The organism is Xanthomonas sp. AM6 (genome assembly GCF_025665335.1).
Taxonomy (GTDB): Bacteria; Pseudomonadota; Gammaproteobacteria; order Xanthomonadales; family Xanthomonadaceae; genus Xanthomonas_A.
Window position 1 is genome coordinate 2176947 of sequence record NZ_CP106869.1, and the last position, 15368, is coordinate 2192314.

The following is a 15368-nucleotide window of genomic DNA, read 5'->3' on the forward strand; positions in this document are numbered from 1 at the left end:
TAAAACAAAAAAGCGGCCGTCAAGGCCGCTTTTTTGTTTGCATCAGGAATTGCGCGGCGCTCAAGGACCGGGGATTCCTGACGAATCCCCAATCCCGGCCCTCACCGATCCGGCTGGTTCCGCGACTGCCCTTCCTGCTGCAGCGCCGCGTATTCCTTCGACGGCTCGTCCAGCTTGTCGCCGAGCATGCGCCGCACCACCACGAAGAACAGCGGGATGAACAGCACGCCGAGCACGGTGGCGAACACCATGCCGCCGATCACGCCGGTGCCGATCGAGTGGCGCGCGTTGGCGCCGGCGCCGGTGGAGATCGCCATCGGCAGCACGCCGAGGATGAACGCGAACGAGGTCATCAGGATCGGGCGGAAGCGCAGGTGCGCCGCCTCGGTGGCCGCCTCGCGCAGGGTCTTGCCGGCCGCGCGCTGCTCCACCGCGAATTCCACGATCAGGATCGCGTTCTTCGCCGCCAGGCCGATCACCGTGATCAGGCCGATCTTGAAGTAGATGTCGTTCGGCAGGCCGCGCAGCAGCGAGAAGGTGATCGCGCCGAGCACGCCGATCGGCACCACCAGCAGCACCGACACCGGGATCGACCAGCTCTCGTACAGCGCCGCCAGGCACAGGAACACCACCACGATCGACAGCACCAGCAGCAGCGTGGCGGTGTTGCCGGCGATGATCTCCTGGTAAGACATGCCGCTCCAGTCGAAGCCGAAGCCCGGCGGCAGGTCGTTGTTGACGATCTCCTCCATCGCGCTCATCGCCTGGCCGGAACTGCCGCCCGGGGCCGGGTTGCCGACCACGTTGACCGCCGAATAGCCGTTGTAGCGGCTCAGCGACGGCGAGCTGTAGATCCAGTCCGACTTCACCACCGTGCTCAGCGGGATCATCTGCGGCAGGCCGTTGCTGTCGGTGGCGCTGCTGCTGGGCACGTAGAAGTTGCGCAGCGACTCCGGGCCGGTGCGGTACGGCGCGTCGGCCTGCAGGTTGACGCGCTTGATGCGGCCCTCGTAGAAGAAGTCGTTGACGTACACCGGCGCCAGCATCATCTGGATCGACTGGTAGATGTCGCTGACCGACAGGCCCATCGACTGCGCCTGCACGCGGTCCACGCTCAGCTGCAGCTGCGGGGCGTTCTCCAGGCCGTTGGGGCGCACGCCGGCCAGGGCATCCTGGCGCGCGGCGGCCTTGCCGAGCAGGATGTTGCGCGCCTGCAACAACGCTTCTTCGCCGGCGCCGGTGCGGTCCTGCAGCCACATGTCGAAGCCGCCGAACTGGCCCAGGCCCTGCACCGTGGGCAGGTTGACCACGAAGATCTGCGCGCCCTTGATGCCGTAGAAGGCGCCGTTGAGCTGCCCGATCAGGTCCGCGGCGGTGACGTCGCGGTCGGCCCATGGCTTGAGCCGGATGAAGCCCATGCCGACGTTCTCGCCGCGGCCCAGGAAGCTGAAGCCGGCGATCTGCAGCATGCCTTCCACCGCGTCCTGCTTGCCGAGGATGCCGCGCATCTGCGTGAACACCTCGTTGGTGCGCGCCTTGGTCGCGCCCGGCGGCAGCTGCACGATCGCCAGCGCGAAGCCCTGGTCTTCCTCGGGCAGGAAGCTGCCCGGCATGCGCGTGAACAGGAAGCCGCACAGCACCACCAGCAACGCGAACACCGCCATCCAGCGCGGCGCGCGGCGGATGGTGCCGCCGACCGCGCCGACATAGCGGGTGGCGAGCTTGTCGTAGTACTTGTTGAAGTTGCGGTAGACCCAGTTCGGGTTGTCGTTGTGGGTCGGCTTCAGGAACGCCGCGCACAACGCCGGGGTGAAGCTCAGCGCCAGGAACGCCGAGAAGCCCATCGACATGGCGATGGTGATCGCGAACTGCTTGTAGATCGCGCCGGCTGCGCCGGGCTGCATCGCCGAGGGGATGAACACCGCCGCCAGCACCACGGTGATCGCCACCACCGCGCCGGTGATCTGGGTCATCGCCTTCTGCGTGGCCGCCTTCGGCGCCAGGTGCTCGTCGGACATGATGCGTTCGACGTTCTCGATCACCACGATCGCGTCGTCGACCACGATGCCGATCGCCAGCACCATCGCGAACAGGGTCAGCTGGTTGATGGTGAAGCCGATCAGCCACATGCCCAGGAAGGTGCCCAGCAGCGCGACCGGGATCACCAGGGTGGGGATGATGGTGGCGCGGAAGTTCTGCAGGAACACCAGCATCACCAGGAACACCAGCACGATCGCCTCGATCAGCGTCTTGACCACTTCCTCGATCGAGATGCGCACGAAGGTGGTGCTCTCGTACGGGGTGAACCAGCTCACGCCCTGCGGGAAGCTGGGCTGCAGTTCGTCCATCTTGGCCTTGACCGCCTCGGACACGCTCAGCGCGTTGGCGCCGGGCAGCAGCTGGATCGCGAACGCGCCGGTGGGCTTGCCGTTGTACTGGGTGTCGAAGCCGAAGCTGGTCGGGCCGAACGCCACCCGCGCCACGTCCTTCAGCCGCACCACGGTGCCGTTGCCGTCCGCGCGCAGGATGATGTTCTCGAACTGCTCGGGCGAGCTGAAGCGGCCCTCGGCCGAGACCGTGGCGGTGAACGACTGCCCGGTCGGGGCCGGATCCGAGCCGATCGAGCCGGCCGCGAACTGCACGTTCTGCGCGCTGATGGCGTTGTACACGTCCGTCGCGGACATGTGGTAACCCTGCAGCTTCTCCGGGTTGAGCCAGATGTCCATCGCGTATTCGGCGCCGAACTGCTGGGTGCTGCCGACGCCGGGCACGCGCGAGATCTGCTCCAGCACGCGCGAGCCGACGATGTCGTTGAGCGCGTCGCGGTCGACCGACGGGTTCTCCGAGCGCAGCGCGAACACGGCGAGGAAGCCGGCGTTGGCCTTGGCCACCACCACGCCCTGCGCGGTCACTTCCGAGGGCAGGCGCGGCGTCGCCAGCGACACCTTGTTCTGCACCTGCACCTGCGCGATGTCGGCGTTGGTGCCGGTCTCGAAGGTCAGGGTGATGGTGGCGGTGCCGCTGGAGGACGACGAGGAGTTGAAGTACAGCAGGTGGTCGATACCGGTGAGCTGCTGCTCGATGACCTGGGTGACCGCGCGCTCGGTGGTGCTGGCGCTGGCGCCGGGGTAGGTCGCGGTGACCGTGACCTGCGGCGGGGCGATCGAAGGATAGGACTCGACGCCCAGGTTGAGGATGGCGATCACGCCGCTGAGCGAGATCAGGATCGCCACCACCCAGGCGAAGACCGGGTGTTCGATGAAGAACTTAGGCATGGCGGGGGTCCGTTACTGCTGCTCGGGCTTGGAATCGGCCGCGGCGGCCGGCGTGTCGCCGGTCGCTGCGCCCTGCGGTTGGGCGGCGGCCTGGCCCTGCGGCGCTGCGGCCTGGCCTTGCTGGCCTTGCGGCGCGCCAGCGCCCTGGCCCGGCGCGCCGCCCGGCGTCCACGGCGTGGCCTTGGCCGGGGTTCCTTCCTTGGCCTTCTGCAGGCCGCTGACGATCACCTGGTCGCCGGCCTGCAGGCCGGAGGTGATGATCCACTTGCCCTCCTGCTGGCCGACCGTGACCACGTCCTTGCGCCCCACCTTGCCGTCCTTGCCGACCACCAGCGCATAGGCGCCCTTGGCGTCGCGCAGGATCGCTTCCTGCGGGATCAGGAAGGCGTTGTTGCGCTGGCCCAGGTTGGCGGCGAAGGTCACGAACGCGCCGGGCAGCAGCACGCGGTCCGGGTTCGGCAACAGCGCGCGCAGGGTCACCGAGCCGGTGCTCGGGTCGACCGCGGTGTCGGAGAAGTCCAGGGTGCCGGACTGGGCGTAGGTGCTGCCGTCGCCGAGCTTGACCTGCACGGTCGACTTGCCTTCCGCGTTCAGCGCCACGTTGCCCTGCGCCTGCGCCTGGCGCAGCTGCGCCATTTCGTCCGAGCTCATCGAGAAGTTCACGTACAGCGGGTCGAGCTGGTCGATCGTGGTCAGCAGCGTGGTGTCGCCCTGGCCGACCAGCGCGCCTTCGGTGACCTGCTGCTTGCCGGCGCGGCCGGAGATCGGCGCGGTGACGGTGGCGTAGCCCAGGTTGATGCGCGCCGATTCCACCGCCGCGCGCGCCTGCTGCACCGACGCGGCCGAGGTGCGCTCGGTGGCTTCGGCGGCGTCCAGGTCGGACTTGGACACGTAGGACTGCGGGGCCAGGCTGCGCGCGCGGGAGGCGGCGACCTTGGCGTTGGCGTAGGTCGCCTCGGCCGCGGCCAGCTGGCCCTGCGCCGAGGCCAGCGAGGCGCGCAGCGGCGCCGGATCGATCTGGAACAGCGGCTGGCCCTCCTTCACGTCGGTGCCTTCGGTGTACAGGCGCTTCTCCAGCACCCCGGCCACGCGCGCGCGCACGTCGGCGCTGCGGTATGCGGACAGGCGCCCGACCAGTTCGCGCTGCAGCGGCAGCGACTGCGGCTTGGCTTCCAGCACGCCGACTTCCGGCGGCGGCATGGCCTGCTGTTCCTCTTTCTTCTTGCAGGACGCCAACACCACCACGACGGCGCAGGCCAGGGCGAGGGAACGCAACGGGGAGGTCATCGGGTGGTACTCCGGTCTGGTGTTGAAAACGAAAGGGAAGGGCGTGCGGCGAACGCGCGCAGAAAACTGTCGACGGCGAATTCGGCCCAGGCGCGCTGCGCGGCGGCATCGCTGCGATGGGCGGTGTGGAAGCGCTGCCGCTCGAAATCCATGCCGACGATCATGCTCAACAGCAGTTCGGCCATGAAGTGCGGATCGTCATGCCGCAACTGGCCGGCGGCGATCGCCAGCTGCAGGCGCTCGCTCAGGCTGTGCATCAGCGCCTGCGCGCTGTCGCGGAACAGGGCGCGGGCTTCGTCGGGGAAATGCCGCGATTCGGCGGCGATCAGCTGGGAGCTCTGCAGCACGCGCGGCTCGGACAGCTGCTCCAGGTGCTCGCAGGCGAAGCGCAGCAGGCTGCCGCGCAGGTCGCCCTGCGCCGGGCCCAGGTGGGTGATGCTCAGTTCCATGTGGTTCTGCAACACCCGCTGCAGCAGGTCCTGCTTGCTGCCGTAGCGGCTGTACAGGGTCTGCTTGGAACAGCCAGCGCGGGCCGCCACCGCGTCCATGCTCAGGCGCATGCCTTCCTCTGCCAGCAGTTCGCGCACGGCGTCGTACACGCGCTGATCGCGCGCCTGACGCAGGGAGGCGGGGGCGGGGGAGGTGCTCATCGAATGTGGACTATACCGTCCAGTTTAGAATTGGAACAGCCTTGACAGGAGCGCGCCGATCGCGACAAGGCGCGACAGCGGCGACGCTCCGCGGGCCCAGGTTATGGCGGCGTGAGGAGGGCGCGCCGCGACTTTGCGCGATATGGCGCGTCGGCGCGCGCCGGGCTCCGGTTTGCGCCATGCAGCAAGGTAGTTGAACGCGCCCCCGGTACAATTCCGGCTTTCCCATCGAGCATCGTTGTTGCTCCCGTCATGAAACCCAAACAAGCCGCTTCCCGTTCCCGCACGTCCTCGGCCGGATCCTCCAGCAAGTCCGCGTCCAAGCCCGCTTCCAAGTCCGCTCTGCCCACGCCCAAGACGCCCTCCCGGCCTGCGCTCAAGAAGGCCCCGGCCGCGCCGGCCGCCGGCAAGCGCGGCGCTGCGCGCGCGGACGCCAATGCGCGCGTGATCGACGCGGCGCCGGCTGCCGCCGCTGCCGGTTTCAGTCTGGAGCCGGTGTACGCGGCGCTGCGCAAGCGCTACCCGAGCGCGCGCCAGGCCGAGGCGCAGGCGTTCGCCGAGGAGTTCTACCGGCGCATGGAGGAGGACGAGTTCCCCCACCACAGCGCGCAGGAATGGGCGGCGCTGGCGGCCTCGACGCTGGAGTTCGCGCGCAGGCGCAAGCCGGGCACGGTCAACGTGCGGGTGTTCAACCCGAGCCTGAAGGAAGACGGCTGGGAGTCCTCGCACACGGTGCTGCAGATCGTCAACGACGACATGCCGTTCCTGGTGGACTCGGTGAGCATGGCGCTGTCGGAACTGGGCATCGGCGTGCACGTGCTCGGCCACCCGGTGCTGCGCATGAGCCGCGACAAGGGCGGCAAGCTGGAGGCGGTGGGCGAGGGCAAGCCGGAATCGCTGATGCTGCTGGAGATCGACCGCCAGCCGCCGGAGGACATGCCGCGGGTGGACGCGGCGATCCAGCGCATCCTCGGCGAGGTGCGCAACATCGTCCGCGACTGGAGCGGCATGCGCGAGAAGATGCTGGCGCTGGCCGACGACCTGACCACGCGGCGCCTGCCGGTGGACGACAAGGGCCGGCGCGAGGCGCAGGAATTCCTGCGCTGGGCCGCAGCCGACCATTTCACCTTCTTCGGCTACCGCGAGTACCGGGTCGAGAAGCAGGGCGGCGAAGACGTGCTGGCGCCGCTGGAGGACAGCGGCCTGGGCCTGCTGCGCGGCCACGACAAGTCGCCGGCGCGGCCGGTGCGCACGCTGGCCGCGCACGGCCTGAGCGAGTCCGGGATCAAGGACGCGCTGATCCTGACCAAGACCAATGCGCGCTCGCGGGTGCACCGCAGCGGCTACATGGACTACATCGGCGTGCTGGAGTTCGACGCCAAGGGCCGCATCGTCGCCGAGCAGCGTTTCCTCGGCCTGTTCACCTCCAGCGCCTACAACCGCCGGCCGTGGGAGATCCCGCTGGTGCGCGAGCGCTACGACTACGTGATGCGCAAGTCCGGGCTGACCCCCAGCAGCCACAGCGGCAAGGCGCTGCGCCACATCCTGGAGACGCTGCCGCGCGAGGAGCTGTTCCAATCCAACGAGGAAGAGCTGTACCGCACCGCGATGGGCATCCTCGGCCTGCAGGAACGGGTGCGCAGCCGCCTGTTCCTGCGCCGCGACAAGTACGGCCGTTTCATCTCCGCGCTGGTCTACATCCCGCGCGAACGCTTCAACACCGACGTGCGCCTGCGCATCGAGGCGCTGCTGAAGGACGCGCTGCACGGCGAGTACATCGACTCCAGCGTGGTGCTGGGCGAATCGCCGCTGGCGCAGCTGCACCTGATCGTGCGGCCCAAGCCTGGCGAGGCGCTGGAATTCGATACCACCGAGCTGGAATCGCGCCTGGCGCACCTGCTGCGCAACTGGCAGGACGACCTGCGCGAGGCGCTGGTCGCCAGCCGCGGCGAGCGCGACGGGCTGCGCCTGTCGGCCAGCTACGGCCGCGCGCTGCCGGCCGGCTACATCGAGGAATCCACCGCGCAGATCGCCGCGCGCGACGTCGAGCGCCTGGCCGCGCTGCGCGGCCCCGACGACCTGCACCTGAGCCTGCAGGCGCTGCGCCGCGACGGCGCCGACAGCCTGCGGCTGAAGCTGTACCGCCAGCGCGACGACCTGCCGCTGTCGGACGTGCTGCCGATGATGGAGAACCTGGGCCTGCGGGTGATCTCCGAGCGCCCATACCGGCTCACCGTGGACGGCACCGTGCTGTACATCCAGGACTTCGAGGTGGAGCCGCTGGCCGGCAGCATCGACGTGGAGCGCGCCGATGCGCCGCTGTGCGAGGCGTTCGTGCGCATCTGGCGCGGCGACGCCGAGAACGACGGCTTCAACCGGCTGATCGTCGGCGCCGGCCTGGGCTGGCGCCAGGTGGCGATCCTGCGTGGCTACTGCAAGTACCTGCTGCAGACCGGCGTGCCGTTCTCGCAGGCCTACGTGGAAGAGACCTGCAGCCGCTATCCGCTGCTGGCGCGGCTGCTGGTGGAACTGTTCGAAGCGCGCTTCGACCCGGCCACCGGCAACGAGAGCAAGGCGCAGATCGCCGACGGCCAGGCCGCGCTGGCGGCGCAGCTGACCCTGCTGGCCGGCGGCGACGAGGCCGCGCTGAAGGCGCTGCAACCGGTGATCGACGCGCGCCGCGGCAACCGCGACGCGCAGCTGGAGGCGGCCAACGCGGCGCTGCTGAAGCTGTTCGACCAGGTCGCCAGCCTCGACGAGGACCGCATCCTGCGCAGCTTCAAGGGCGTGATCGAGGCGACCCTGCGCACCAGCTACTACCAGACCGGCAAGGACGGCGGCCCGGGCCACTGCATCAGCTTCAAGCTCGATTCGGCCAAGGTGCCGGAGCTGCCCAAGCCGCGCCCGTACCGCGAGATCTTCGTGTACGGCCCGCGCGTGGAAGGCGTGCACCTGCGCTTCGGCGCGGTGGCGCGCGGCGGCCTGCGCTGGTCGGACCGGCGCGAGGATTTCCGCACCGAGGTGCTGGGCCTGGTCAAGGCGCAGATGGTCAAGAACACGGTGATCGTGCCGGTCGGCGCCAAGGGCGGCTTCTTCTGCAAGCGCCCGCCCGCCGGCGGCGACCGCGACGCGGTGCTGGCCGAGGGCATCGCCTGCTACAAGCTGTTCATCCAGGGCCTGCTCGACATCACCGACAACATCGTCGGCGGCAAGATCGTGCCGCCGCCGCAGGTGGTGCGCCACGACCAGGACGATCCGTACCTGGTGGTCGCCGCCGACAAGGGCACCGCCACGTTCTCCGACATCGCCAACGGGCTGGCGCTGGACCACGGCTTCTGGCTGGGCGACGCGTTCGCCTCCGGCGGCTCGGTCGGCTACGACCACAAGGGCATGGGCATCACCGCGCGCGGCGCCTGGGAATCGGTCAAGCGCCACTTCCGCGCGCTGGGCCGCGACTGCCAGAGCGAGGACTTCAGCGTGGTCGGCATCGGCGACATGTCCGGCGACGTGTTCGGCAACGGCATGCTGCTGTCGCGGCACATCCGCCTGCTGGCCGCGTTCGACCACCGCCACATCTTCCTGGACCCGAACCCGGACGCGGCCGCCTCGTTCGCCGAGCGCGAGCGCCTGTTCAAGCTGCCGCGCTCCAGCTGGGCCGACTACGACGCCAAGCTGATCAGCGCCGGCGGCGGCATCTATCCGCGCACGCTCAAGTCGATCGAGATCAGCGCGCCGGTGCGCGAGGCGCTGGGCCTGGAAGCGAGCGTCAAGCAGCTCTCGCCGAACGAGCTGATGAACGCGATCCTCAAGGCGCCGGTGGACCTGTTCTGGAACGGTGGCATCGGTACCTACGTCAAGGCCGCCAGCGAGACCCATGCCGATGTCGGCGACCGCGCCAACAACGGCCTGCGCGTCAACGGCGGCGAGTTGCGCTGCAAGATCGTCGGCGAGGGCGGCAACCTGGGCCTGACCCAGCTCGGCCGCATCGAGGCCGCGCAGGTCGGGGTGCTGCTCAACACCGACTTCATCGACAACTCCGCCGGCGTGGACACCTCCGACCACGAGGTCAACATCAAGATCCTGCTCAACGACGTGGTGCAGGCGAAGAAGCTGAGCGTGGAGGCGCGCAACACGCTGCTGGCGTCGATGACCGACGAGGTCGCCGAGCTGGTGCTGTGGGACAACATCCGACAGAACCAGGCGCTGAGCCTGATGGAGCGGATGAGCGCCAAGCGCCTGGGCTCCAAGCAGCACTTCATCCGCACCCTGGAAGCGCAGGGCCTGCTCGACCGGCAGATCGAATACCTGCCCTCGGACGCGGAGATCTCCGCGCGCAAGGCGCGCGGCCAGGGCCTGACCCGGCCGGAGCTTGCTGTGCTGCTGTCCTACTCCAAGCTGGTAGCGTTCCAGCAGCTGCTGGAATCGGACATCCCCGAGGACCCGTACCTGTCCAAGGAGCTGCAGCGCTACTTCCCGCAGCCGCTGCAGAAGAAGTACGCCGATGCGATGGAGCGGCACCGCCTCAAGCGCGAGATCATCGCCACCGCGGTCACCAACACCACCATCAACCGCATGGGCGCGACCTTCCTGATGCGCATGCAGGAAGACACCGGGCGCAGCATCGGCGAGGTGGCCAAGGCGTACACGATCAGCCGCGAGACGCTGGACGCGCGCGCGCTGTGGACGCAAATCGACGCGCTGGACGGGCAGGTGCCCGAGTCGGTGCAGATCGATGCGCTGGAAGTGATCTGGAAGCTGCAGCGCGCGTTCGTGCGCTGGCTGCTGTTCCGTCCCGGCCCGATGCCGGGCATCACCGCGGCGGTGGACCGCTACCACGAGCCGTTCAACGACATCCGCGTGGCCTCCGGCGTGCTGCCGGACGCGCAGCGCCCGCTGTACGAGGCGCTGGTGCAGGAATGGCAGGACAAGGGCCTGCCGCCGGCGCTGGCGCAGCAGCTGTCGGAACTGCGCTTCCTGGAGCCGGCGTTCGACATCATCGAGATGGCGCGCACCCGCAAGCTCAAGCCGGTGGAGGTGTCGAAGGTGCACTTCCGCCTCGGCGAGGCCCTGCAGCTGCCGTGGCTGTTCGAGCAGATCGACGCGCTGGAGGTCAACGGCCGCTGGCACGCGGTGGCCCGTGGCGTGCTGCGCGACGAACTGGCCAAGCACCACAGCGCGCTGGCCGGCCAGGCGCTGGCGTTGCCGGGCGCCAATGCCGAGGCCAAGGTGCAGCACTGGCTGCAGCGCGACGACAGCAGCCTGCGCTTCACCTTGAACATGCTGCAGGAACTGGCGGCGCAGAAGACGCTGGACTACCCGACCGTGTCGGTCGCGGTGCAGCGGCTCGGGCAGCTTGCGGCGCACGGGGTCTGACCCCGCGGTCAGGTCCGCGCCGCGGGCCTGACCGAACGTTGCAGGCGTCGGCTACGGCGCCCAGTCCCTGCAGCCGACGCCGCGCCCCCTTCGCCAAGGGGACTTTGCCTCAGAGGCCGCTGGTCGCAAGCCAGCGGCGCTCTTCGGTGCCGACGCCACGCTCCCGATGTGGGGCATGCGCCGTCGCGCCGGTCCATCCGGTTCGGCGCATGGCCGTTCGCCGCGCTTGCAGCGGCTCTGCCGGAAAAAGACCGTGATCTATCTTGCCATCCTCGCCATCGCCCTGCTGCTGATCGTGATCCAGGCCCGGCGGCCCTCGCTGGGCGTGCGGCTGGAGCGCGCGCTGCACGAAGCACGGCAAGGCAAGCTGGCGCCGTTGCGGGCGCTGTCAAAAAAATCCTTCGGCGATGCCGCGTATGCGCTGTTTCTGCATCTGGACGGCAACGGCGAGCAGGCAGCGGCCCTGGCCGCGTTGAAGCGCGCGGTCTATGCCCGTACCTGGCTGGACAACCGCTACAGCCTCGCGCAACGGGAATACGGCCGGCGTCGTTTTCTGGGGGTGGGCACCGAACCGGATCACGCCGCGCTGCTGGCGCAATGGGGCAGCCCTGGCTGGCGCGAGGGGGCTGGCTGGGAGCCCGAGCTGGCCTGGATACAGGCCTGCGGCCCGGAGGCGTGCAGGGACCTGCCGCGCGCGTGGTACTGGTTGTGCCTGGCCGATGCGCGCCAGCGCGAAAGCGTGGGCGACATCCAGTCCGTGGAGCTGGCCGACCGGCTCCGGGCAAGCCTGAGCGGCGTTCTGCCGGCGCCGGTACGGCAGGAAATGCAGGAACAGGCCGCGCGCACCGTCCACAACGATTACATGTCCGGGCGATAGCGCTGGCGGTATCGATGGAGCGCAGACTGCCCGGCCGAACACGCGGCGCAGGCCATCGGACCGTTGTCGGCCGGTACGCCGCGCAGACGCGCAATGGCGCACGAGCGCGGCCCGGTGTGCGGGGCCGCGCGCGCCGGTAACGGCGCGCCGGGTATGATCGGGGCCATGAATGCTTCCGTGCTGCCTTCCGCTCCCCGTATCTGTTTTCTTGCCAGCAGCGCGCCGCCTGCGCTGCAGGCGCGCGATCAGCTGATCGCGCGTTACGGCGACCACGCGCCGGCCGACGCCGACGTGCTGTGCGCGCTCGGCGGCGACGGTTTCATGCTGCAGACGCTGCATCGCCACGGCGGCCTGGGCAAGCCGGTGTTCGGCATGAAGCTGGGCACGGTCGGGTTCCTGATGAACCAGTTCCGCGACGACGACCTCGCCGTGCGCCTGGCGCAGGCCGAGCCGGCCAAGCTGCGGCCGCTGGAGATGCTGGCGCAGACCGAGTCCGGCACCACCACCGGCTCGCTGGCCTACAACGAAGTATCGCTGCTGCGGCAGACGCGCCAGGCTGCGCACGTCAGCATCGACCTCAACGGCCAGACCCGGGTCGACGAACTGATCTGCGACGGGGTGATGGTGGCCACGCCGGCCGGCAGCACCGCGTACAACTCCTCGGCGCACGGCCCGATCCTGCCGCTGGGCTCGCACACCCTGGCGCTGACCCCGATCGCCCCGTACCGCCCGCGGCGCTGGCGCGGCGCGATCCTCAAGGCCGATACCGAAGTGCGCCTGCGCGTGCTCGACCACTACAAGCGCCCGGTCAGCGTCACCGCCGACTCGCACGAGACCCGCGACGTGGTCGAAGTCACCATCCGCGAATCGCGCGACCGCCTGGTCACGTTGCTGTTCGATCCGGAGCACAATCTGGAGGAGCGGATCTTGAGCGAGCAATTCATGGTGTGAGGCGGGGATTGGTGCGTCGGGATTGGGGATTCGCAACAGCGGGTCTGCTGCTCCGATGCGCTCTCTCTTGCGTCCCGCCAGCAAGCCGCTTTTCCAATCCCCGATCTCCGATCCCAACAAGTCCGATCCAGCAAGCCGCTGTTGCCAATCCCGAATCCCCAATCCCGAATCCCCGCCCAAATGTCCGACAACGCCCCCCGCCTGCTGACCGTCGCGATCACCTCGCGCGCCCTGTTCGATCTGGAGGAGGGCCACGCGCTGTTCGAGCAGCAGGGCGTGGACGCGTACAGCGCGTATCAGCGCGAGCGCGAGGACGACGTGCTCGCGCCGGGCGTGGCGTTCCCGGTGGTGCGCAAGCTGCTGGCGTTGAACCAGGGCACGCCGCCGGAGACGCCGCCGGTGGAGGTGATCCTGCTGTCGCGCAATTCCGCCGACACCGGGCTGCGCATCTTCAATTCGATCCAGCACTACGGGCTGGGCATCGTCCGCGCCACCTTCACCTCGGGCGAACCGACCTGGCCCTACGTCAAGCCGTTCGGCACCGACCTGTTCCTGTCGGCCAATCCGGACTCGGTGCGGCGCGCGCTCAGCCACGGCATCGCCGCGGCGACGATCCTGCCCAAGCCGCCGGGCGAGCGCGCGCAGGAGGCGGCCGCGGCGGCCGGGGCGATCGATTCCGAACGCCTGTCCACCCAGCTGCGCATCGCCTTCGACGGCGACGCGGTGATCTTCGGCGACGAGGGCGAGCGTTTCTCGCGCGAGCAGGGGGTGGAGGCGTTCGGCCGCTACGAGCGCGAGAACGCGCGCGAGCCGCTGACCGGCGGGCCGTTCCGCAACTTCCTGTCCGCGCTGCATGCCCTGCAGTCCGCGTTCCCCGCCGGCGAGGCCTCGCCGATCCGCACCGCGCTGGTCACCGCGCGCTCGGCGCCGGCGCACGAGCGGGTGATCCGCACGCTGCGCGAGTGGGGCGTGCGCCTGGACGAGGCGCTGTTCCTCGGCGGCCGCCACAAGGGGCCGTTCCTGCAGGCGTTCGGCGCCGACATCTTCTTCGACGATTCGCAGCACAACATCGACAGCGCCGCGCGCGAGCGCGTGGCCGCCGGGCACGTGCCGCACGGCGTGGCCAACCTCATCGCCAAGCCGTGAGCGCGGCGTCCGGCAGCGGCGGCGGCCGCTGGGCCACGTTGCGCCGGCTGCTGCGGCCGGACCGCTCCGAGGCGGGCGCCGTGCGTCCGGGGCGGCCCTACGTGGAGCGCGGCTGGCGCTACACCAGCCTGCAGTTCAAGGGCGAAGTGACGCAGAGCCGGATGCACACCTGGTGGCCGCACGTGCTGCACGTGGGTTATACCCGCAGCATGCTCGGCGCGCTGCTGCTGCGCCCGGATCCGCGGTGCGTCGGCATCGTCGGCCTGGGCGGCGGCTCGCAGGCCAAGTTCTGTTATCGGCACCTGCCGCAGGCGCGGATCGAGGCGATCGAGGCCGATGCCGACGTGCTGGCGCTGCGCGCGGCCTTCCACATCCCGGCCGACGACGCGCGCTTCCAGGCGCTGCACGGCGACGGCGCGCAGCTGTTGCCGCAGCGCCGCGGCCGCTACGACCTGCTGCTGCTCGACGCCTACGACGCCGACGGCATCCCCGCGGCGCTGCGCACCCGCGGCTTCTACGACGACTGCCACGCCGCGCTGGCGCCCGGCGGCGTGCTGGCGGTGAACCTGTACGACACCGACACCCGCCAGCACCTGGCGCACCTGCGCAAGAGCTTCGGCGGCCGCGTGCTGCGCCTGGACGAGCCGGAGATGGACAACCATGTGGTATTCGCCTGGACCGGCGACGTGCAGGCGCTGGATGCGCGCGCTGCGCTGGCGCGCCTGCCGTGGTCCGCGCGCTGGCAGCTGCGCCCTGCGTTCCAGCGCCTGCAGCAGGCGTTCGAGGCGACCGCCTGGCGCCGCTGAGCGGTGCGCCCCCTGCGCCCTGCCGCAAGCCCCTGTGGAGCGACTTCACTCGCGACGCGCGGAGCCGGACACTGCCATGGCGTCAGTGCCTTGTCGGGCGGACACATTGAGCAGTCGGGACTGAAGTCCCTCCCACAGTGCACCCAGCCGGCTTGACGCAAGCCCCTGTAGGAGCGACTTCAGTCGCGACGAGCGGAGCCGGATATCGGCATGGCGTCGGAACCTTGTCGGAGCCGATGCATTGAGCAGTCGGGACTGAAGTCCCTCCCACAGTGCGCCCAGCCCGCGTGCCGCAAGCCCCTGTAGGAGCGACTTCAGTCGCGACCCGCGGAGCCGGACCGACACGCCGATGTCGCGGCTGGGCTAGGCCACGCCGCGCGGCTCTACAACGGCAGCAGGATGTTGCTGAGCTTCCAGCGCAGCCCGTCGCGGGTGAACACGCACGGCACGGCGGTGCCGTCGTCGGTGTGGAGGGTGGCGACGAAGCGCGAGGTCGATTCGAAGCGGTGCTCGGCCTGCCGCAGCGGCTGGACCGGGCGCGGCGCGGCGTAGGTGTCGCCGCCGACGGTGTCGCCGCGGGCGCGCTTCCACAGCGCATCGCCCTGCAGCAGCGCGCCGATCCCGGCCGGGGTGACCATCGCGTCCACGCCCATGCCGCCGACGCTGCCGGCCAGCGACAGCAGCGCGCCTCCGAACAGGCCGGCCTGCAGGTCCGGTCCCGCGCGGCGCAGCAGCGCATCGTCGACCTGCGCCTTCAGGTTGACCCGCAGGGTAGGGAAGTCGACGTAGCGCTCCAGCGCCGCCGCGTCGCGCTGTTCCAGCGCCTGGCTGATGCCGCGGATCGCCAGGTACGGCCCGGCGACGACGTAGCCGCCGAGCGCGAGCAGGGCGAGGAACAGCAAGGCCAGCCATTTCTTCATCGCGTGTCTCCCGGGTGGCAAGCTTTTGTAGGAGCGGCTTCAGCCGCGACAGGCATACCGACAACGCCCGTCGCGGCTGAAGC

The 15368-nt window shown here is 69.8% G+C and carries 9 protein-coding genes; 5 read left to right on the forward strand and 4 right to left on the reverse strand.

Features of this window, described 5'->3' with window-relative positions:
* Window positions 1–101 precede the first annotated feature (101 nt).
* Genes OCJ37_RS09080 through OCJ37_RS09090 form a run of 3 tightly spaced genes read right to left on the reverse strand, consistent with a single transcriptional unit; the run spans window position 102 to window position 5212 of the window.
* Window positions 102–3275 (reverse strand): multidrug efflux RND transporter permease subunit, encoded by a 3174-nt coding sequence (locus OCJ37_RS09080; RefSeq protein WP_263113319.1) that lies wholly within the window; start codon window positions 3273–3275, stop codon window positions 102–104.
* 12 nt (window positions 3276–3287) lie between these two features.
* The gene (locus OCJ37_RS09085; RefSeq protein ID WP_263113320.1) at window positions 3288–4562 is read right to left on the reverse strand and encodes an efflux RND transporter periplasmic adaptor subunit; all 1275 of its coding nucleotides are present in this window, start codon (window positions 4560–4562) and stop codon (window positions 3288–3290) included.
* Entirely contained in the window at window positions 4559–5212 is a 654-nt protein-coding gene (locus tag OCJ37_RS09090) for a TetR/AcrR family transcriptional regulator (protein ID WP_263113321.1), read from the reverse strand. The genes OCJ37_RS09085 and OCJ37_RS09090 overlap by 4 nt, the downstream gene beginning before the upstream one ends.
* A 252-nt stretch (window positions 5213–5464) precedes the next feature.
* Between OCJ37_RS09090 and OCJ37_RS09095 the strand changes: the two genes are divergently transcribed.
* The 5 genes from OCJ37_RS09095 to OCJ37_RS09115 all read left to right on the forward strand — a co-directional run bounded on the left by OCJ37_RS09095 (window position 5465) and on the right by OCJ37_RS09115 (window position 14365).
* Window positions 5465–10585 (forward strand): NAD-glutamate dehydrogenase, encoded by a 5121-nt coding sequence (locus OCJ37_RS09095; protein ID WP_263113322.1) that lies wholly within the window; start codon window positions 5465–5467, stop codon window positions 10583–10585.
* Between the two features lie 175 nt (window positions 10586–10760).
* The gene (locus OCJ37_RS09100) at window positions 10761–11462 is read left to right on the forward strand and encodes a hypothetical protein (RefSeq protein ID WP_263113323.1); all 702 of its coding nucleotides are present in this window, start codon (window positions 10761–10763) and stop codon (window positions 11460–11462) included.
* 180 nt (window positions 11463–11642) lie between these two features.
* Window positions 11643–12413 (forward strand): NAD kinase, encoded by a 771-nt coding sequence (locus OCJ37_RS09105; protein ID WP_263113636.1) that lies wholly within the window; start codon window positions 11643–11645, stop codon window positions 12411–12413.
* Window positions 12414–12593: 180 nt separating this feature from the next.
* On the forward strand, window positions 12594–13559 hold the full coding sequence (locus OCJ37_RS09110; protein ID WP_263113324.1) for a 5'-nucleotidase: 966 nt from the start codon (window positions 12594–12596) through the stop codon (window positions 13557–13559).
* A complete protein-coding gene (locus OCJ37_RS09115) occupies window positions 13556–14365 on the forward strand; it encodes a fused MFS/spermidine synthase (RefSeq protein ID WP_263113325.1) in 810 nt (269 codons plus the stop codon). Before OCJ37_RS09110 ends, OCJ37_RS09115 begins: the two co-directional genes overlap by 4 nt.
* Before the next feature lie 383 nt (window positions 14366–14748).
* On the opposite strand, the gene OCJ37_RS09120 is transcribed toward OCJ37_RS09115, so the two are convergent.
* Window positions 14749–15285: a DUF2939 domain-containing protein gene (locus OCJ37_RS09120; RefSeq protein WP_263113326.1), complete on the reverse strand. Its 537-nt coding sequence runs from the start codon at window positions 15283–15285 to the stop codon at window positions 14749–14751.
* Between the last annotated feature and the right edge of the window lie 83 nt (window positions 15286–15368).